Annotated in this window: 16 protein-coding genes; 7 read left to right on the top strand and 9 right to left on the bottom strand. The window is 68.4% G+C overall.

The window, feature by feature from the left end; translation table 11 throughout:
- Window positions 1-6: 6 nt before the first annotated feature.
- The 3 genes from ACIA5H_RS18520 (at window position 7) to ACIA5H_RS18510 (ending at window position 3,161) form a co-directional block, all read left to right on the top strand.
- The gene (locus ACIA5H_RS18520) at window positions 7-1,098 is read left to right on the top strand and encodes an MCE family protein (protein WP_379249569.1); all 1,092 of its coding nucleotides are present in this window, start codon (window positions 7-9) and stop codon (window positions 1,096-1,098) included.
- Window positions 1,095-2,273 carry an MlaD family protein gene (locus ACIA5H_RS18515; RefSeq protein ID WP_379249567.1) on the top strand — a complete coding sequence of 393 codons (1,179 nt, stop codon included), beginning with the start codon at window positions 1,095-1,097 and terminating at the stop codon, window positions 2,271-2,273. The genes ACIA5H_RS18520 and ACIA5H_RS18515 overlap by 4 nt, the downstream gene beginning before the upstream one ends.
- A 132-nt stretch (window positions 2,274-2,405) precedes the next feature.
- Complete coding sequence (locus ACIA5H_RS18510) at window positions 2,406-3,161, top strand: hypothetical protein (RefSeq protein ID WP_355078865.1); 756 nt, start codon at window positions 2,406-2,408, stop codon at window positions 3,159-3,161.
- A gap of 77 nt (window positions 3,162-3,238) precedes the next feature.
- Here ACIA5H_RS18510 and ACIA5H_RS18505 read toward each other — a convergent pair whose 3' ends face one another.
- The 6 genes from ACIA5H_RS18505 to ACIA5H_RS18480 form a co-directional block, all read right to left on the bottom strand.
- Window positions 3,239-3,811 (bottom strand): ribonuclease H, encoded by a 573-nt coding sequence (locus ACIA5H_RS18505; RefSeq protein WP_355078866.1) that lies wholly within the window; start codon window positions 3,809-3,811, stop codon window positions 3,239-3,241.
- Window positions 3,812-3,821: 10 nt separating this feature from the next.
- Window positions 3,822-4,292 carry an SRPBCC family protein gene (locus tag ACIA5H_RS18500; protein WP_355078867.1) on the bottom strand — a complete coding sequence of 157 codons (471 nt, stop codon included), beginning with the start codon at window positions 4,290-4,292 and terminating at the stop codon, window positions 3,822-3,824.
- 138 nt (window positions 4,293-4,430) lie between these two features.
- Window positions 4,431-5,615, bottom strand: a complete 1,185-nt coding sequence (lhgO, locus tag ACIA5H_RS18495; RefSeq protein ID WP_397076894.1) for an L-2-hydroxyglutarate oxidase — start codon at window positions 5,613-5,615, stop codon at window positions 4,431-4,433.
- Window positions 5,616-5,637: 22 nt separating this feature from the next.
- Complete coding sequence (locus ACIA5H_RS18490; RefSeq protein ID WP_355078869.1) at window positions 5,638-6,288, bottom strand: hypothetical protein; 651 nt, start codon at window positions 6,286-6,288, stop codon at window positions 5,638-5,640.
- Window positions 6,289-6,635: 347 nt separating this feature from the next.
- Entirely contained in the window at window positions 6,636-7,427 is a 792-nt protein-coding gene (locus tag ACIA5H_RS18485; protein WP_397076893.1) for a TIGR03084 family metal-binding protein, read from the bottom strand.
- A 112-nt stretch (window positions 7,428-7,539) separates the two neighbouring features.
- Complete coding sequence (locus ACIA5H_RS18480; protein WP_397076892.1) at window positions 7,540-8,895, bottom strand: hypothetical protein; 1,356 nt, start codon at window positions 8,893-8,895, stop codon at window positions 7,540-7,542.
- Between the two features lie 269 nt (window positions 8,896-9,164).
- Between ACIA5H_RS18480 and lon the strand changes: the two genes are divergently transcribed.
- Window positions 9,165-11,492, top strand: coding sequence for an endopeptidase La (gene lon / locus ACIA5H_RS18475; RefSeq protein ID WP_355078977.1), 2,328 nt, complete (start codon window positions 9,165-9,167; stop codon window positions 11,490-11,492).
- Window positions 11,493-11,718: 226 nt separating this feature from the next.
- On the opposite strand, the gene ACIA5H_RS18470 is transcribed toward lon, so the two are convergent.
- Together ACIA5H_RS18470 and ACIA5H_RS18465 are read right to left on the bottom strand one after the other, a co-directional pair.
- On the bottom strand, window positions 11,719-12,171 hold the full coding sequence (locus tag ACIA5H_RS18470) for a PaaI family thioesterase (RefSeq protein ID WP_397076891.1): 453 nt from the start codon (window positions 12,169-12,171) through the stop codon (window positions 11,719-11,721).
- Complete coding sequence (locus tag ACIA5H_RS18465) at window positions 12,168-12,752, bottom strand: TetR/AcrR family transcriptional regulator (protein WP_397076890.1); 585 nt, start codon at window positions 12,750-12,752, stop codon at window positions 12,168-12,170. The genes ACIA5H_RS18470 and ACIA5H_RS18465 overlap by 4 nt, the downstream gene beginning before the upstream one ends.
- A 188-nt stretch (window positions 12,753-12,940) precedes the next feature.
- Between ACIA5H_RS18465 and ACIA5H_RS18460 the strand changes: the two genes are divergently transcribed.
- From ACIA5H_RS18460 to ACIA5H_RS18450, 3 genes are all read left to right on the top strand, one after another.
- The gene (locus tag ACIA5H_RS18460; protein WP_379249555.1) at window positions 12,941-14,011 is read left to right on the top strand and encodes a DNA polymerase IV; all 1,071 of its coding nucleotides are present in this window, start codon (window positions 12,941-12,943) and stop codon (window positions 14,009-14,011) included.
- Window positions 14,012-14,048: 37 nt separating this feature from the next.
- Window positions 14,049-15,044, top strand: coding sequence for an oxidoreductase (locus ACIA5H_RS18455; RefSeq protein WP_355078875.1), 996 nt, complete (start codon window positions 14,049-14,051; stop codon window positions 15,042-15,044).
- A 270-nt stretch (window positions 15,045-15,314) separates the two neighbouring features.
- Window positions 15,315-16,835 (top strand): alpha/beta hydrolase, encoded by a 1,521-nt coding sequence (locus tag ACIA5H_RS18450; protein ID WP_397076889.1) that lies wholly within the window; start codon window positions 15,315-15,317, stop codon window positions 16,833-16,835.
- 12 nt (window positions 16,836-16,847) lie between these two features.
- Here the strand turns inward: ACIA5H_RS18450 and ACIA5H_RS18445 are convergent, their stop codons facing one another.
- A complete protein-coding gene (locus ACIA5H_RS18445) occupies window positions 16,848-18,728 on the bottom strand; it encodes an ABC transporter ATP-binding protein (protein WP_397076888.1) in 1,881 nt (626 codons plus the stop codon).
- Window positions 18,729-19,336: the final 608 nt, after the last annotated feature.

Here is a 19,336-nt window from a genome sequence, read left to right as displayed (position 1 = left end):
TACCGAATGACGATCAAGGCACGCAGGGCACTGGTCGCCGTCGCCGCGGTGGCCGGTGTGGCGGTCACCTCCGGCTGCGGGCTCACCGTGGAGAAGCTGCCGCTGCCGAAACCGGGCCAGGGCGGGGAGACCTACACCATCCACGCGGTCTTCGAGAACGCGCTGAACCTGCCCGACCAAGCGAAGGTGAAGATCGGCGGTTCGGACGTCGGCGTGGTCACCGACATCAAGACCAAGAACTTCCAGGCCATCGTGGACCTGACCATCCGCAAGGACATCGAGTTGCCCAAGGGCAGCACGGCGGAACTGCGTCAGGCCACCCCGCTCGGTGACGTGTTCGTCGCGGTGTCCAAGCCCAAGACCGAGCCCGGCGCGGCAATGCTGCACGACGGCGACACGCTCACCATCGACAGCACCTCGGCGGGCGCGACCGTCGAGCAGTTGCTCATCTCGGTCTCCATGCTGTTCAACGGCGGCGGCATCGCCAGCCTCTCCAAGCTCGGCTCGGAGCTGGACTCCATCGTCGGCGGGCGTGGCGAGCAGCTCGCCCATCTGATCACCGAGATGACCGGAGTGGTCGGCAGTTTGAACGCCAACTCCGCCCGGGTGGACAGCGTGCTCGGCGAGTTCAGCACCCTCGCCAACACCATCGAGGGGCGGCGCTCGGAGCTCGGCGAGGTGGCCGACACGTTGCCGCAGATGATCGGCGCGATCGCCGAGAACAACCGGGCCCTCGGCGATCTGCTCACCAAGTTGTCCACCACCAGCGCCGCGCTGGGCGACTACGCGAACACCTCGACCGAGAACCTGAACGGGCTGCTGGACAACACCCGCCAGCTGATGGATGCCATCGCGAAGACCGGTGACGGCTTCGGCGTCCTGCTGGATCGGCTGCGGGTAATTCGGCCGAAGGTGGACGCGACCTTCCGCGGCAGCAGTTTCGCGGTGTACGCGACCGCGACCAACCTGGACATCAGCGCGCTCACCGATCCGCAGCACGGCAAGCTCCAGGATCTCAACGACTTGCAGGACTTCGCGGGCAGCCTGATCCAGGTGCTCCAACTCGTTCAGGGTCGAGTGGCGGGAGGCCAGCGATGACCTCCGTGCGCAAAGTGTTCGGAAGCAAGATCTTCCTGTCGAACCTGGGTCTGGTGCTCGTGCTGCTGGTCGGCGCCGCCTACCTGATGGTGAACGTGATGCGGGTGAACCCGCTGCGGTCCGACTACACGGTCACGGTGAATCTGGACCGTTCCGGTGGTCTGCAGCCGGGCAACGACGTGACGTTGCGCGGCTGGCGCATCGGCAAGGTGACCTCGATCCAGCTGACCGATCGCGGCCAGGCCATCGCCGCCACCGCGCAGATCGAGTCGAAGTACAAGATCCCGGTGGACACCCAGATCGCGGTGCAAGCGCTGTCCGGTGCGGGTGAGCAGTACATCGACTTCCGGCCGAACGCCGAGCAGGGGCCGTATCTGGCCAACGGCGCGGTGATCAAGTTCGATCCGGACAAGATCCACACGCCCACGCCGGTGTGGTCGGTGCTGGACAACTCCAGCGCCCTGATCGCGCAGATCGACCCGGATCACTTCCAGGTCATCCTGAACGAGCTGGACATCGCGCTGAGCGGAGGCCCGGATCAGCTGCGCGGGCTGGTCAACGGCATCAGCTTGGCGATGGCGGGCCTGGATTCGCTGCTGCCGCAGACCACGAATCTGATCACCAACCTGCGCACGATCGCGAACACCACGTCCATGGCGCAGCCCGATCTGGCCACGCTGACCAGCAACTCCGGCGTGCTGTTCGAGCAGTTCAACAAGGCGAACGCGGAACTGCAACGGGTGCTGGAGACGGCGCCGGGCCAGCTCACCAGCCTGGGCGCGGTGGTGGACAAGACGGCCGATCCGATCACCAGCCTGGCGACCAACTTCCAGGCGATCACGAAGGCGGCGCAGCTGCGACTGCCCGCGCTGCGCGCGCTGTTCCCCTCGCTCGCGCTCGGTGGCGAAGCGCTCGGCATTCCGGCGCACGACGGCGAGTTCCACGCGATGATCGACATCTGGCCGCGGCCGTTCTGCACCTACAACACTCCCAAGATCCGCAACGAGGTCGTGCAGGACGGCACGATCCCGAAGTGGAACTACTGTGAGAACCCGCCGCCGGGTCAGCAGATCCGCGGCGCCGCCAACGCGCCGCGGCCCGACGTGCCCGACAACGGCGCGCACATGCCGCCGGGCGTGGATCCCAACGAGCGGACGCTGCCTCCGGTGCGGTGAGTCGTACCCGGCCCGGCGGTCGTCCCGCCGGGCGGGCATACTCGCCGGTGGAACCCGTAAGGTTCGCTGTCGCGGGCCGCTGAAGCCAATCGGTGCGCACCGACGCGCGCCGGGAAAGTGCAGGTTTTATCGATGTCTACCGACGACGCCGAGACCGGCAAGGACGCCGAGACCACGCCCGCCTCCGACCACGACACCGACGCGGTGACCGAGAAGTCGCAGGATGCCGCCGGCGCGGCGAAGCCCGACCTGTCCAAGGCGGAGAAGGCAGACAAGGCCGGGAAATCCACCTCGCTTCCGCTGGTGGCCGCGTTCGTGGCCGGCGTGCTCGCGGTCGCCGCGATCACCGCGGTGGTCGTGTTCTTCTTGCAGGGTAAGGACCGCGGCGACAAGCTCGACGCGATCCGCGACTCGACCAACGCCGCGTGCGCGTTCGGCAAGGACGTCTCGGTCTACGACTACTCGAAGAACCTCGACGACTACTTCACCACGGTGAAGGCGGGCTCGTCGGGCGAGTTCCTCAAGGAGTTCGACGACGCGACCAAGGCGTTGAAGGACGCCATGGTGCAGGCCAAGGTCAAGTCCTGGGTCGATGACGTGCAGTGCGGCTACCAGTCCGGTGACCAGACCTCGGCCAAGGTGCTGGTGACCCTCACGCAGTACCGGACCAACTTCACCCAGGCCAACCCCGAGCGGCAGTTCGTCGTGGTGATCGCCCAGCTGCACAAGTCGGGCGACAAGTGGCTGGTCGAGAAGCTCGATTCGCCGATGTTGAAGGGCGCGGGCACCGGCCTGCCGGGCGCTCCCGCGCCGGGCGGTGCTCCCGCGCCGGGCGCCCCGGGGCAGCCCGCACCATCTGGTCAGCCCGTACCGCAGCCGGGCAACTAGCCGAGCGCCTCCGGCGGTGGGCCGAGCCACCACCGCCGGAGGTCATTCGGGCAGCTCGCGGCCCTTCGGCGGGCGCATCAGAACAGCGTCAGAGCCTGTGGCGCCGACGGCGCGGCCGCCTTCCCCGCGGCCTCGTCTTTCGGCGCTTCCGGCGCCGTCGGCGTTTCCTCCACAGTCACCGCGAGCATTTCCACGGTGTTCGCCTCGGCGACAGCCGCGGTGACCGCGGCCTGCCGAGCCGCTTCTCCGGCCAGTGCGTCTGCCTGCTCGTTGAAATAGTTGCCGACGTGTCCGCGGACCCAACGGAACCGGACCGGTCCCGGCCTGCTCGCGATGGCCCGATCGATCTGCCGGACGAGTTCGACGTTCTTCACCGCCCCACCGGTCGACGTGCGCCAGCCGTTGAGCCGCCATCCCGACACCCACTCCGAGGCGCATTTGATGGCGTAGAGCGAATCGCTCTCGATGAGCAGGGGTTCGGACCCGGGGTGGGCGACGATCGCCTCCAGCACCGCGCGCAACTCCGCGACCTGGTTGGTTCCGGAAGCGGCTCCCCCACTCGCCGAGGAGCCCTGATGATTGACCCAAGCCCAGCCGATGGCGCCGCCGGGATTGCGGAGGCAGGATCCGTCGGTGCTCACGATGATCATGGCTGGCACCCTACGCAATCCGACCGACAAGATCGGTACCGTGGAATTCCTCTATCTCCCTCCGTAACCGCGACTCCGTGCGGCGCAACGCCGTTCTCACCGCGGCGTCGAGCAGGCCGGCGCTCAGGCGTCCGAGCACTCCGCGAGGTGGACTGTACTCCGCCTCGGAGGTCAGCACCGAGCGCCCGTAACCGAGCGGGTCGAAGCGCAGCCGCAGTGTGCCGGAGAAATGTCCGCGCAGTGCGTACCCGATCACCGCGTTGCGACGGTATTCGGTGATCTCGCAGGTGGCGGTCGGCTGCCAGAGCGCGAGGCGGCTGGTGGTGGCGAAGACCGCGCCGAGTCCGCGGTCCTGGTCGCCGGTCGGTACGAAGTCCGCGATCCCGAACATCCAATCCGGTACGAATAGATGGTTGTCCGTGTAGTTGAAAGCGACCTCGACGGGCGCTCCGACGTCACTCGCGTACTTGATGTGGCCCATAGGCCCTCCCTGTTCCACGACTGGCGTTAAAAGTACTACAGCTCTCCTCTTTATTCGAGGGCTCGGCGCGATTCGATGCGATGAATCGCAAGATTGCGACCGAGTAGTTGCTTGGGAAAAGGCTCCTCCGGAGCGCGCTCAGAGTTGGTCGACGATGTATTCCGCGATCGGCATGGCCGAGGTCGCCGCAGGTGAAGGGGCGTTGAGCAGATGAACCGAGCGCTCGGTGCGCTCGATCATGAAGTCGTGCACCAAGGTTCCTTCTCGCAATACCGCTTGCGCGCGAATTCCCGCTTCCCGGGGGAGCAGATCGGCGAGCGTCAGCTCCGGGCAGTAGCGGCGGCACTGTGCCAGGTATCCCCGCTTGAACAGCGAATTGCGCAGCTCTCGCAGGCCGGTGCGCACGTTCGCCTTGGCGACGCGGTGAAAACCTGGGAACCCGAGCACTTCTCGCGCGTCCCGCAGGTCCAGACTGCCTTTGCGGTAGCCCTCCCGCGCGAGACCGAGCACCGCGTTCGGACCCACCGTGAGCGCTCCGTCGATCGTCGGGCTCAGATGCACGCCTAGGAAAGGCAATTCCGGATCGGGGATCGGATAGATCAGCGTGCTGACCAGGCCGTTGCGCTCCCGCGGCAGCTGGTAGTACTCACCGCGGAAGGGAACGATGCGAAAGTCGGTGTGCAGCCCGGCGGCTCGTGCCATCCGGTCGGCTTGCAGCCCCGCGCAGACCACCAGGCGGCGAGCTGTCCACGACCCGGTCGGGCCGGCGGCGGTCACCGCGTCCGAGGTCTCGGTGAGCGTCGCGACCTCGGCGCCCAGCACGAATTCGCCACCGGCGCAGCGGACTTCCTCGGCCAGCGCCTCGGTCACCCGAGTGAAGTCGATGATGCCGGTGTCCGGGACGAGGAGAGCGCCGACACCGGTGACGCGCGGTTCTCGCCGCGCGAGCTCCGCGGCGTCGATCAGCTCGACGGCCACGCCGTTGACGACGGAACGTTCGTGCAGTGCGAGCATGCGTCCGTACTCGGCATCGTCGGTGGCGACCAGCAATTTGCCGCAGACCCGGTACGGAATGTCGTGTGCCGCCGCGAAATCCTTGGTCCATCGCGCACCCCGGCGGCACAGCTCGGCCTTCAGGCTGTCCGGTGGATAGTAGATGCCGGAGTGGATGACGCCGCTGTTGTGCCCGGTCTGATGGACTGCCAGACGCTCTGCCTTCTCCAGCAGCACCAGGCTCGCACCGGGATGGCGCACCAGGATCCGGTGCGCGGTCGCCACGCCGACGATGCCGCCGCCGATGACGCAGAAGTCGTAGGCGCTCATGCCGAGCAGGGTAAACGGTGTGTCACACCACGGTGGAATCCGCTGCGCCGTGCGTGGACGCGCGTTCGTCGGTTCCTTTCGCCGCGGGAGCGGGGTGCCGATCCAGGCGCAGGTCGTGCTCGCCCAGACTCGGGTCGGAGAATGCCACTCGCACCTCGCCGCGCTGGGTATCGAGGTCGGTGCGCATGGTGGTCACGGCGCCCGGTTGCTCCGGCATGGAGCCGGAGCGGAACAGACCCGTGAGCGCCGTCAAGGCATTCGTGTCCACGGTGACCGAGACCGTGTCGGCCGCGCTCTCCGCGACTTGCGCGCCGACGTAGGCGTCACCGAATCGAACTTTCCCGCCCAGCGGCGTGCGCCCAGGCGGTGTGGCAGGCGAATCGACCTGCGGCTCGGCGATTTCCGGCTGGCGGGCACGCGGAGCGGAAACCGCTGCGGGCAAGACGAAGCTGTTGCCGGTCAGCACGGGATAGAAGCCCGTGCCTCGTCCGCGATCGGGCTCGTCCGGGGCGGCTGGGGTGACCGGCGCGGCGATCGGAGTATCGGGGCGCTGCGTATCGGCGATCTGGTGGACGATATAGGCGCCGGCCGCGACGGTCAGGCTGAGACTGGCCGCACCGGCGAGCACGACGGCGGCATGCCGTGCGACCTGGGCAGGTCGGTGTGCTGTCACGATGCGCTCCTTTCCCTGCGACGCTGCTCCCCACAGGCGATCAGCACCATGGAAAGCTGTACGCCCGACCAGATTACCTGTGCGGTGGAGGGGCATACCTCATCGAAGAGAGCGGAATCACAACAGGCGCGGCACGGTGCGAGCCGGTGCGCCCTGGCGTGCATGGCGTCGATGTTTCCGTGAACGCACGGGCGGGTAAATATCCGGGTAGCTGGCGAGCGCCATTCTCGACTGCCATCTCGAGACACCCGGCCAACGGCGTCCGGCCGTCGACATGAACACGGCGCACCCAAGTGTGGCGCTCGCCCGCTCCCGATTCCGCATGGATCGGGCCGGGTGTGGGCGGGTCAGGCGAACTGGCCCGCTGTCCTTCCTTCGCCCGTCGGTCCCGCGAAAGCTTGTGCGATAGTGAGCCATTCCGCAGCGTCGTCGCCGTGCGCCAAGATTTCCAGATCGTTCGGATGGCGGCGCTGTGTCACCAGCAGACAGAAGTCGAGTGCGGGTCCGGTCACCCGCTGTTCGGCGTCCTCGGGGCCCCACGACCAGACGGTGCGATCCGGCGCGGTGAGTTCGACCCGGAATTCCGCTGCGGGCGGGGTCATTCCGTGCACGGTGTAGGCGAAATTCCTGGTGCGCACGCCGATATGGGCCACGGTGCGCAACCGCGCCGTGGGCGAGCGGTGTACGCCGATGGCATCGGCCACGTCCTGCCCGTGCGCCCAGGTCTCCATGATGCGGGCGGTGATCATCGACGCGGCGCTCATGGGCGGGCCGAACCACGGCAGTTTGGCGCCCGCGGGCACGGCGCGCAGTGCGGCGGTGAGCGACGCGCGCCCACGCCGCCAGCGGTCGAGCAACTCGGCGGGCGGTTCGGTCGCGGCCTTCTCGGCGGCCTCGTCGACGAACGTGAGCGCGCGAGGTCCGGCTTCGGTCAGCAACTGCTGGAAGCGGGCGGCGTCCGCGGTGGCGATCGCCGCGATCTCATCGGTCCAGGCCAGATGCCCGATCTGGTGTGCGATGGTCCACCCGGGCGCGGGTGTGGCGCGCGCCCATTCCGCGGGCGCCAGCGGGGCGACGAGTCGTTCCAGGTCCGCGCATTCGTCGGCGAAGTCGCCGAGCAACGCCTCTAGATCAGCCATCTGTGCCCCTGCCGGTTCCGGGCCCACCGCCTCGTGCGCCACCGTCGTCCAGCATCGCAGCGAGCCCAAAAAAAGGCAAGCATGCTTGTTTTATTTGCCGGTTCCGGCCCTGCTACCAGCCGAAAAGGATCAAGTGGGCGGCTCCGACGACGAGTCCGAGGACCGCACCGTGTAGATACAGCAGCCAGGCGTCCTGCTCGACGGAGGCGTAGAACATCTCCATGAACTCCCCTGGCGTGAGCCGCCGCAGCTTACGCGCGGCGAACTCGTCGATGGTCTTGGCCTGCTCCCGGGTGAATTCCTCGTCCTCGACCAGGGTCGGCGCCAAGCCGACCGCGGCGCCCGCCGCGCCCACCGTGAGGTTGTCGAACTGGCGACGCCCCAGCGCCGCCCGCACGAGTGTGGTGGTCGGCCCGAGCTGACGATGGATCTCGTCGGCGATCAAGCGCTCCAGCAACTGCCTGGTCTTGTCCCCGTTCGGGCCTTCCAGCAGCTCCTTGGACAGATTCGGCAGCGTCAGCACCTGGTAGGCCAGGATGTGCGCCAGATCGGTCGCCGCTTGCGGCTGCCGTTTGGCCAGCAGTGCTTGCTTCCACAGGTACTTGTACCTCGGTTGCGGATCACCCGGCTCGAACACCATCTTCACCGCGATGACGTTCACGATCACGCCGATCGCCGCCGAGGCGAGCAGCACGATCACCCAGCCGGGGACCAAGCCCAGCACCGGAATCTGCTGGTGCACGTGCAGGTACAGAGCCAGCAGCACGCCGAAGGGCGCGCCGAGCAAGCCGATGCGCACCATGAAGCGCAGTTCCGGCGCCGCGATGGTGGTGGTCAAGTCCTTCAGAATGGCCGGGTTGTCCTGCAGGTAGCGGATCACGAAACCCTTGATGCCGATCAATTGGTCGACGTTGTCGCCCAGCGACGCGAACGCGCGGCGCGACAGTGCGGGCAGTTCCCGATCCACTCGCTGGTAGATCAGCTGCTTGGCGGCGCGCGGCACCGTACGCCACAGGTCCGGGTTCTCCCGGTACATCAGCTCGTCCACCAGCGGGCGCACCTGCTGCCGCGCCAGCACCGCGATGTAGTCGGCGATGCCGTCGAGATCGAGTTCGTGGATGAAATCCTTGGGGCTGCCGATCCGCATCAGGGCCTTGTCCACGCAGATGCTGGCCATCTTCTCCGCCCGCGCCGGGATGAAGCCCTGGAATCCGAGGCGCCGGCCGTCGCTGGAGAAGGTCGGCAGCACTTGCACCCGGCGGGGGAAGTACGGATAGAGCACGTGCAGGCCCGGGATGCGGATGCCGCGAAAGACGATCGGCCAGAACAGCATCAGCACGCCGGTCCAGTTCGTCAGCCACCCCGCCAGCGCGCTGAAGATCGGGAACGTGATCAGGTCGACTACGAATTTCGGCTGCCCGGTCACGCTCTCCCAGTCGATGAACACGCCAGCGGCGAGCGACGACATCGATGGGACTCCCTAGGCCGATCCGGCGGTACCGCCGGTATGAGATATCAAGGCCCCAACGTTCTCATTGCCTTGGACGGGGTGTCAACGCGAAGCGGGGGCCGTACCGGTCTGCACTTCGCCGTCAGCGAACGGACCGGTCGGGGCGGAACAAACCCACACACCCCGGGGTTGAGTAGGCATCGCTCAACTTTTGGAAGGTCGAAGACGTGACTACACCTCAGAACCTGCCGGTGCTGTTCCTGACCGATCCGATCGTGCTGCCGGGCATGGTCGTGCCCATCGAACTGGACGAATCGGCGCAGGCCGCGATCGATGCCGCGCGCGCCGCAAAGACCGACGCCGTGCTGCTCGCGCCGCGGCTGAACGAGGGCTACGCCACCTACGGCGTGGTCGCCACCATCGAACAGGTCGGCCGGATGCGCGGCGGAGCCCCGGCGGCCGTCCTCAAGGCCGAACGGCGCGCCAAGATCGGACACGGTGTCACCGGGCCGGGGGCCGCGCTGTGGGTCGAGGCCGAGCCGGTCGAGACGCCTGCTCCGGACGGTCGCACGAAGGAACTGGCCGCCGAATACAAGAAGCTGGTCGTCTCGGTGCTGCAACGCCGCGAGGCCTGGCAGATCATCGACGCGGTCAATCAGCTGACCGACCCGTCGGCCATCGCCGACACCGCGGGTTACGCCCCGTACCTGACTTCCGAGCAGAAGCGTGAACTGCTCGAGACCCCCGACGCGGCCGAGCGGCTGACCACGCTGATCGAGTGGACCAAGGCGCACATCGCCGAGGCCGAGATCAGCGAGAAGATCAGCGAAGACGTGCGCGAGGGCATGGAGAAGAGCCAGCGCGAATTCCTGCTGCGCCAGCAGCTCAACGCGATCCGCAAGGAACTCGGCGAGGACGAGCCCGACGGCGCCGACGACTACCGCACCCGCGTCGAGCAGGCCGACCTGCCCGACACCGTGCGTGAGGCGGCGCTGCGCGAAGTCGGCAGGCTGGAGCGTGCCAGCGATCAGAGCCCGGAATCCGGCTGGATCCGGACCTGGCTGGACACCGTGCTCGAGCTGCCGTGGACGGTGAAGACCACCGACAGCGCCGACGTCTCGGCCGCCCGCGCGGTGCTGGACGCCGACCACCACGGCTTGGACGAGGTCAAGGACCGCATGGTCGAGTACCTGGCCGTCCGCGCTCGCCGGGCCGCCCGCGGCCTGGAGGTGGTCGGCGGACGCGGGTCCGGCGCGGTGCTGGTGCTGGTCGGTCCGCCCGGCGTGGGCAAGACCTCGCTGGGAGAGTCCGTGGCGCGAGCCCTCGGCCGCAAGTTCGTCCGCGTGGCCCTGGGCGGCGTGCGTGACGAGGCCGAGATCCGCGGTCACCGCCGCACCTACGTCGGCGCGCTGCCCGGCCGGATCGTGCGGGCCATGAAGGAAGCCGGTTCGATGAACCCGGTCGTCCTGCTGGACGAGATCGACAAGGTCGGCTCGGACTTCCGCGGCGACCCGGCGGCCGCGTTGCTCGAGGTGCTGGACCCGGCGCAGAACCACACGTTCCGCGATCACTACCTGGATCTGGACCTGGACCTGTCCGACGTGCTGTTCATCGCGACCGCGAACGTCATGGAGACCATCCCCGGCCCGCTGCTGGACCGGATGGAACTGATCACCGTCGACGGCTACACCGAGGACGACAAGGTGGCCATCGCGCGCGACTTCCTGGTGCCGCGGCAGCTGGAGCGCAACGCGCTGACCGCCGAGGAGGTGTCGATCAGCGAGGAAGCGCTGCGCGAGATCGCCGCCGACTACACCAGGGAGGCCGGGGTCAGGCAGATGGAGCGGCTGATCGCCAAGGCGCTGCGCAAAGCGGCCACGCGGCTGTCGGAGCGCGAAACCGGATCGGGTTACGACCCCGAACTGGGTTACGACGTCGAGCGTGACGCCGGAGCCCTGACGATCGGTCTGGACGACCTGAAGGACTACTTGGGTCGTCCGCGCTTCACTCCCGACTCGGTGGAACGCACGGCCGTCCCAGGTGTGGCCACCGGCCTCGCCGTGACCGGCGCGGGCGGCGACGTCCTCTACATCGAGGCGAACGCCGCCGAGGGCGAGCGCTCGCTGACCCTCACCGGCCAGCTCGGCGACGTCATGAAGGAGTCGGCACAGATCGCGCTGACCTACGTGCGCTCGCACTTGGAGGAGATCGGCATCGAGCCGTCGGTGCTGGATCGCAATATCCACATCCACTTCCCGGCGGGTGCGGTGCCGAAGGACGGGCCGTCCGCGGGCGTCACGATGGTCACCGCCCTGGTGTCGCTGGCGCTGGGTCGTCAGGTGCGATCGGACGTCGGCATGACCGGTGAGGTCACGCTGAACGGCCGGGTGCTGCCGATCGGCGGCGTGAAGCAGAAGCTGCTCGCCGCCCAGCGGGCCGGATTGAAGACGGTGTTCATCCCGGCGCGCAACGAGCCGGATCTGGACGATGTTCCGGCGGAAGTGCTGGCCGCGCTCGACGTCCGGCCGGTCGCCGACGTGGCCGACATCCTGGCCTACGCGATCGAGCCGGTCGCCGAGCCTGCCTTGGGGCCTGCCTTCGCGGCGACCGCCTGATGGGTGCGAGCGGACGTAGTCCGTCCTCAGCCCACGCATGGCCGGAGCGAAGGCGGAGGCACGCCTGACCTTGGGCGGAACGGGCCGGGCACGGAGCTATCCGGGCCCGGCCTTTCGCATGCCGCCGACCGGCGGAGCGCCGGAGGGACGTTGCGCGGCGGTGGGGAAGCACCGGAGCGGCGAATCGCTCGCCAGGTCCGGGCGACCCTCGATGCACCTCACCTCGTCAGGGGCTGGTGTTCGTGCCGGCCAGATCCGTTTCCGCGAGCCGGGTGGTGCCTTGGCCCACCGCGCACAGGACCGCTTCGCGCCCGGAGCTTTCCGCGTAGATCGCGCAGTGGGCAACCGCCTGGCGGCGCGTCGCCCCGGTGACGGATGCCTCGATGCGCAACCGGTCGCCGGCGGCGGGCCGCAGGTAGGTGATGGTGACACCTCCCGTGAGTACGTTCGCGCCGAGAACCGTTCCCGCGGCGAAGGTGAGGGCGTTGTCGGCGGCATAGGCGAGCACGCCGCCGTGCACGTAGCCGAATTGCTGGGTCAGTTCGCGGCGCAGCGGGATGATCAGGGTCGCGGCGCCGTCGCCGAAGGCGGTGATCTCGGTGCCGATCAGCGTGGCGAAGGGCTGGGCGGCGAGTACCTTCTTGGCGCTGTCCAGGTCGAGGGTGCTGGTGGCGGTCACTCGGACAGCTGCCCTGCGGCCGCGGTGCGATCGGCGGCGAGCGCCAGCCAGGCGGCGTCGGCCAGCTCGCCCGCGACTTCGGCAGGGGCGACGCGCATGTCACCGCCCAGCCACTGCCGGGTGTATTCCTGCGCCGGACCCAGCCACAGCGCGTAGACCAGATCGATGGGCACATCGCGCACCACCCCGTACCCCGCGTGGGTGCGCCACCACCGCGTCACGTCGGACATGAAGCGGCGATTGCTCTCGCTCTCGCGCACTCCCGGCGGCCGCGCGGAGGTGAGTACCGTTGCGCGATATTGATTTTCGCTCACCCACCGCAAGTGTTCGCGCACACCGGCGGTGACGCCTTCCCGCGCGTCGGCGCTGTCGCCGACCACCGCCCAGAAATGCTTCTGATAGTCCGCCAGCGCGTTGGCCCACACCTGCCGGTACAGGTCGGCCTTGTCCGGGAAGTGGTGGTAGAGCGCACCGACGCTGGCGCCCGCCGCGCCCCGGATCTGGGTCAGCGTCGCGTCGAGCGCCCCGTGCTCGGCGAACTGGCGCTCGGCTGCCAGTAGCAACCGATCTCGAATCTTCATATCCAGAATTTAGTTCTGTTCTGCGGGCCGCGCAATGTCAGGGCATCCGTGTGAGGGGATCAGGCAGTGGGACTCATCGCGGTGCTGCGGACGATGGCACGACCGGCGGCGGGTGCGGCGATGCCGGTCGGCGGGCGCTCGCGCCGGAATTGCGGCCGGGTGTCGCACCCCTGCGGTAAGAACGGCATGTGGCCAGATGGCTGTTGCATGTCGATCTCGATCAGTTCCAGGCGGCGGTGGAGTTCCGCCGCCATCCGGAACTGCGGGGGCTGCCGGTCATCGTTGGCGGCCACGGCGATCCCGCCGAACCGCGCAAGGTGGTGACCTGCGCGTCCTATCCGGCGCGCGGGTTCGGTGTGCGGGCCGGAATGCCGCTGCGCAGCGCTCAGCGCAAGTGCCCCGACGGAGTGTTCCTTCCTTTGGACATGGCCGCCTACGAGGACGCCTCCGACGAGGTCATGGCCCTGTTGCGGACGTTTCCGGGGCGGGTCGAGGTGTGGGGCTGGGACGAGGCGTTCCTCGCCGCCGACACCGACGACCCGGAAGCCCTCGCGCAGCAGGTGCGCGACGCGATCGCCGGACTAGAACTGACCTGCTCGATCGGCATCGGGGACAACAAGCTCACCGCCAAGCTCGCGACCGGCTTCGCCAAGTCGGCGGGCAAGTCGTCGGCCGAGCCCGCCGCCGATGCGGGCGCCGCCGCGGGCGTCTTCCGGCTCACCGCCGCGAACTGGACCGAGGTGATGGCCCATCGCCCGACCAACGCGCTCTGGGGCATCGGCAACCGCATCGCCGCCCGGCTCGCCGAGCTCGGTATCGGGACCGTAGGCGAGCTGATGACGGCGGACCGGCATCGACTCGCCGCCGAATTCGGGCCGAACACCGGTCCGTATCTCTGGGTGCTCGGCCACGGCAAGGGCGATACGGACGTCACCACCGAACCGCGAATCCCGATCGGCCGCAGCAAATCCGAGACCTTCCCGCACGATCTGACCGATCCCGGCGAAATCCGCGCCCAGGTCGCGCGGCTGGCCACCGAGGTCGCCGAGGAGATGGCCGCGGCGGGCCGGATCGGCACCCGCGTTTCGGTGACGGTGCGCACGAACACCTTCTACACACGCAGCAAACAGGAAAAACTGCCCGAACCGACCATCGACGTCGCGCGAATCGCCGAGACGGCGCTGCGCATCATCGAACGGTTCGACCTCGACCGCCCGGTTCGTCTGCTCGGCGTGCGGCTGGAACTCCTGCCGCGGTAACTCCCGGACCCGTCCGGACGCTCGTATGCTCGTCCGCATGGAGTTCTGGGCGATGGTGGCACACGAATCGGATAGCGGGATCGTCCTGACCCGGCAGCAGGCCGGCGAGGATTTCCTCGGGCCGGGTGACGTGACGATCAAAGTGCACTACTCGAGCGCGAACTACAAGGACGGGCTGGCGATCACCAAGGGCGGCGGTGTGGTGCGCAACTACCCGATCGTCCCCGGGATCGACATCGTCGGCGAGGTGGTCGAGTCCGCCGACGACGATTTCGCCCCGGGTGACCAGGTGATCGCGCACGGATACGACATCGGTGTCGCGCACAACGGCGGCTTCGCCGAATACGCCAGGGTGCCCGCCGAATGGGTGGTCAAGCTGGAGGGCCTGAGCCTGCGCGACGCGGCCGCGCTCGGCACCGCCGGGTTCACCGCGGCCCTGAGCGTGCAGGCCCTGCTCGATCGCGGCCTCATGCCGGACGCGGGCCCGGTGCTGGTCACCGGCGCGACCGGCGGGGTCGGCAGCGTGAGCATCGACATTCTCTCCGGGCTCGGCTTCGAAGTCATCGCTTCCACCGGCAAGACCGACGCGAACGATCTGCTCAGCGAGATCGGTGCGAACGAGGTGATCGGCAGGCTGCCGGAGGACCCGAACGCCAAGCCGCGGCCATTGACCAAAGCGCGGTGGGCCGCGGCCGTGGACAGCGTCGGCGGCGCGTCGCTGGCCTACGTGCTGAGCGCCATCGGCTACGGCGGCGCGGTCGCGGCCAGCGGGCTCACCGGCGGAGCGGAACTGCCCACCACGGTGATGCCGTTCATTCTGCGCGGCGTCACCCTGGAAGGCATCGATTCGGTCAACCTTCCGATCGAGCGCCGCAGGGAGGTGTGGGCCCAGCTCGGCAAAGAACTACGACCGCAGCATCTTTCGACCCTGGAGAACTACGCTCCGATCACCGATGTGGAGCGGGTGCTGCACTCCATCCGCAACGGCAGCCACCGGGGGCGCACCGTTCTCGGCGTCAAGGGCGAATTCTGACCGCAAGTACTCGGTAGCACTCGGACGACATCCACGCCGGATGCGTTCCGGACCTACCGAGACCGCAGGGCATGAGACCGATCAGCGAAGCCCGGCTCGATTCGTTCGAGCCGGGCTTCGCCGGTTCGCCCGAGCGTGCTCCCCTTCCGCGGACGGCCTCGATCGGAGCTCGCCGCGCGGGGGAAGCCGTTGCCACCGTCGCGAGCACCGATCCGATACGGTTCTTCCGCATCCACCTACGTGCTCGCTCCGGTCGAGAGGCGAATTTCGTTGTCCACGAATCCGTTCTGGCGTTCGATGTCGATAGTGGCGGTGTCCGCACTGCTGGCCGCGCCCGCGTACGGCCGGGCCGAGCCGGTGGCCGACTCGCACCCGAGCGGCGCGGACCGCTTCTACCGCCAGACGCTCGAGTGGAAGCCGTGCGGCGTCGAGAACTTGGACAAAGCCGGTGGCGAGTGCGCGAATGTCCTCGTGCCGCTCGACTACGAGCGTCCCGACGGTCGCACGATCACCTTGGCGATATCCCGGGTGAAGGCGAGCGATCCGGCGCGGCGGCGGGGCATCCTGGTGTCGAATCCGGGCGGTCCCGGCGGCCCGGGCCTGGACAGTGTGGATCTGCTCGGTGACGTGCTGTCGACCGACGTGCTGGCGAGTTACGACCTGATCGGGATGGACCCGCGCGGAGTCGGCGAATCGACCTCGAGTCCGCGGTGCGGGTGGCCGGTCGGCGAGATGGTCCGGTCGGCGGGCCTGGATCCGCTGGGTTTCGCGCACGACACCGTTCAGTCCGCAGGCATGGCCGCGAGCTGCGTCGTTCGTGATCCGGAGTTGGTGCGGCAGTTCACCACTCGCAATACGGCGCGGGACATGGACGTCGTCCGGGCGGCCCTGGGCGAGGAGAAGATCAATTTCTACGGCTTGTCCTACGGCACGTATCTCGGGGCGGTGTTCACCCAGATGTTCCCCGAGCGCAGCGATCGGGTCGTGCTCGACAGCGCGATCGACCCGGATCGGTATTGGACGGGCTTGGTACAGGATTGGGGACCCGCCGACGAGATCGCGCTGGACGATTGGGCGGTGTGGGCCGCCGCCCACGACGAAGAGTTCCGGCTCGGCGCGACACCGCAGCAAGTGCGCGCGAAGATCGAGGAGCTGGTCCGCATCGTCCACCGCCAGCCGATCGTCATCGACGGATTCGCGATCGACGACCATTGGTTGCCGTTCATCCTGCACGCCTTGCTGTGGAACTTCCGGCTGAACGAACCGCTGGCCGCGACGGTGCGCGAACTCGCCGACGCCGCGGGCGGTCCGCCCACGACCTCGCAGACGCCGCGGTTGCGCGCCATCGTGGCGGCGCTGCGGGACAACGAGAACTCCGTCCTGGCGGAGGTCGCCTGCGGCGATGTCAGCGCGCCCATCGATCCCCTCTGGTACTGGCGCAACATCGAGGAGAGCCGGGCCACGCAACCGGTGTTCGGCGCGCTGGCGGGCAACATCCAGCCGTGCGCCTTCTGGCCTCGACCGGTCGAACCCGCGACCGTGGTGCGGAACGCGGTGCCCGCGCTCATCGTGCAGGCGACGGGAGATCCGCGCACTCCCTATGCGCACGGCGTCCGGCTGCACCAGTATCTGTCGCAGTCGCGGATGGTCACCTTGCAAGACGTCCGTATCCACATGACGTTCCGGCCGGAGCTGAGCAGTTGCGTGAACAACGCGATCAACACCTATTTCGGCGCGGGAACCCTGCCGGACGCCGACACGACCTGTACCGCGGACCAGACGGCGAGCTGACCGGACGACGGATCACGCCGCGGCCGTGACGGGTTCCTCGGCGAACTGCGTGCGGTACAGCTCCGCGTAGCGGCCATCGGCGTTCAGCAGCTCGGGGTGCGTGCCGCGTTCCACGATCCGGCCGTCTTCCAGAACCAGGATCTGGTCGGCGGCGCGGATGGTGGACAGCCGGTGTGCGATCACCAGCGCGGTCCGGCCCTCCAGCGCTTCGGACAGCGCCTCCTGCACGGCGGCTTCCGAGGTCGAGTCCAGCGAAGCGGTCGCCTCGTCCAGGATCACCACGCGCGGCTGCTTGAGCAGCAGGCGCGCGATGGTCAGGCGCTGGCGTTCACCGCCGGAGAGCCGGTAGCCGCGCTCGCCGACCACGGTCTCCAGCCCGTCCGGTAGCGACGCGACCAAGTCGCGCAGCCGGGCGCGCTGGAGTGCGTCCCAGAGTTCGTCCTCGGTGGCTTCCGGCCGCGCGAGCAGCAGATTGGCGCGAATGGTGTCGTGGAACAGGTGTCCGTCCTGGGTGACGAGCCCGACCGTGTCGCGGATCGATCCGGTGGTCAGCTCGCGCACGTCCACGCCGTTCAACCGCACCGCGCCCGCGTCTACGTCGTAGAGGCGGGAGACCAGCTGCGCGATGGTCGACTTGCCCGCGCCCGACGAGCCGACCAGCGCGATCAGCTGACCGGGCTCGGCGCGCAGCGACACGTCGTGCAGCACCTCCACCCCGCCGCGGGTGTCCAGATTCGCCACGTCCTCCAGCGAGGCCAGCGACACCTTGTCGGCCGACGGGTAGCCGAAGCGCACCGCGTCCAGCTCCACCGCGACCGGGCCCGCTGGCACCGTTTTCGCATCCGGCGCGTCCTCGATCAGCGGCTTCAGGTCGAGTACTTCGAAGACGCGCTCGAAGCTCACCAGCGCGGCCATGATCTCCATCCGCGCGCTGGCCAGCGCGGTGAGCGGCGTGTAGAGCCTGGTCAGCAGCAGCGACAGCGACACCACCGCGCCCGCGTCCAATTGCCCGCGCAGCGCGTACCAGCCGCCGAGCCCGTACACCAAGGCGATCGCCAGCGCGGACACCAGCGTGAGCGAGGTGACGAAGACCGTTTGCAGCATCGCGGTGCGCACGCCGATGTTCCGCACCCGGCGGGCCCGCAGCGCGAACTCGTCGGACTCCTGTTCCGGACGGCCGAACAGCTTGACCAGCGTCGCGCCCGGCGCGGAGAACCGCTCGGTCATCTGGGTGCTCATCGCCGCGTTCAGCCGGGCCGCTTCCCGCTGCAAATCGGCTAGGCGGTTGCCCATCCGGCGCGCAGGCAGCACGAATACCGGAAGCAACACCAGCGCCAGCAACGTGATCTGCCACGAGATGCTGATCATCACCCCGAGGGTCAACGCGAGGGTCACCAGATTGGCCACCACGCCGGACAGGGTGTCGCTGAACGCGCGCTGGGCGCCGATGACGTCGTTGTTCAACCGGCTGACCAGCGCGCCGGTCCTGGTTCGGGTGAAGAAGGCGACGGGCATCTTCTGCACGTGGTCGAACACGGCGGTGCGCAGGTCGAGGATGAGCCCTTCCCCGATTCGCGCCGACATCCACCGGGTCGCCACCCCGAGTCCGGCGTCGAACACCGCGAGCACGCCGATCACCACCGCGAGGACGACCACCACCCGCGGCGCAGCGCCGCCGACTATGTGGTCGACGACCCGGCCGGCCAGCACCGGCGTGGCCACGGCGAGTACCGCCGATATCACGCTGAACAGCAGGAACGCGCCGATCCGCCGCCGGTGCGGCGCGGCGAACCGGACGATGCGCCCTGCGGTGGCGCGGCGGAACGGGCGCTGTTCCTGTGGCGCGTTCGCCCGCCGGTACATCTGGCTCCACGCCACGGATTCGATGCTCACGTTGTTCTCCCTCTCGCTCCCCGCCCCATCCAAGACCTGGCCACCGACACTAAGACCTCAACAATGGTTGAGTTCAAGTCGATTCCGGGCAGGCGGTGTTTCCGCCCACGGCGAAACCGACCGCCGCCCGAGCCTCTGACCGACCCCTGGCTGGGCTGAGGTTCGCGCAACTGACGCATCGGGCACACAAACGCAGCAGTTCCGCACGGGCGGATAGGCCCAGCCGGAACACGGAGGCACCGGTTCCTCGAGTGCGCCGTCCGGATCTCGATACGGCGAAACAGCGACTACGACCGCACGGACTTCGAGCTGCTGAAGTCGAACTCGAGAAGGATTCTTGTCGGGCCCACAAGTGATCTCGTGGCGACCACATCGCCGTTATTGCGAGCGGTCGGTCCAGAGGACTACCCCGTCCCCGGCGAGCCACGCCTGCCGACAACCTGCCAATGGCCGCCCCGACCCCGCGCGCGCTGGATCCGGGGCTTACATACAAACGCGCTCAGCGCACCGCAGCCACGTCTTTCGAGCGAAGCGAGACCGAGCATCCGCCGTTCGCGGCCCGGCTCGCGTCCGAGCGGCCGCCGCGTCCGCGACGAAGTCGCCAGCGG

It is taken from the genome of Nocardia sp. NPDC051900 (assembly GCF_044452545.1).
GTDB lineage: Bacteria > Actinomycetota > Actinomycetes > Mycobacteriales > Mycobacteriaceae > Nocardia > Nocardia sichangensis.
This window is presented reverse-complemented; position numbering and strand designations above follow the sequence as displayed.

Coding starts and splice junctions, on each gene's coding strand:
- ACIA5H_RS18520 (WP_379249569.1), top strand. CDS start 7: ATGACGATCAAGGCACGCAGGGCACTGGTCGCCGTCGCCGCGGTGGCC.
- ACIA5H_RS18500 (WP_355078867.1), bottom strand. CDS start 4,292: ATGGGCCACATCAAGTACGCGAGTGACGTCGGAGCGCCCGTCGAGGTC.
- lhgO (WP_397076894.1), bottom strand. CDS start 5,615: ATGAGCGCCTACGACTTCTGCGTCATCGGCGGCGGCATCGTCGGCGTG.
- ACIA5H_RS18480 (WP_397076892.1), bottom strand. CDS start 8,895: ATGTCGTCGCTCGCCGCTGGCGTGTTCATCGACTGGGAGAGCGTGACC.
- ACIA5H_RS18465 (WP_397076890.1), bottom strand. CDS start 12,752: ATGAAGATTCGAGATCGGTTGCTACTGGCAGCCGAGCGCCAGTTCGCC.
- ACIA5H_RS18515 (WP_379249567.1), top strand. CDS start 1,095: ATGACCTCCGTGCGCAAAGTGTTCGGAAGCAAGATCTTCCTGTCGAAC.
- lon (WP_355078977.1), top strand. CDS start 9,165: ATGGTCGTGCCCATCGAACTGGACGAATCGGCGCAGGCCGCGATCGAT.
- ACIA5H_RS18505 (WP_355078866.1), bottom strand. CDS start 3,811: ATGATCATCGTGAGCACCGACGGATCCTGCCTCCGCAATCCCGGCGGC.
- ACIA5H_RS18510 (WP_355078865.1), top strand. CDS start 2,406: ATGTCTACCGACGACGCCGAGACCGGCAAGGACGCCGAGACCACGCCC.
- ACIA5H_RS18485 (WP_397076893.1), bottom strand. CDS start 7,427: ATGGCTGATCTAGAGGCGTTGCTCGGCGACTTCGCCGACGAATGCGCG.
- ACIA5H_RS18455 (WP_355078875.1), top strand. CDS start 14,049: ATGGAGTTCTGGGCGATGGTGGCACACGAATCGGATAGCGGGATCGTC.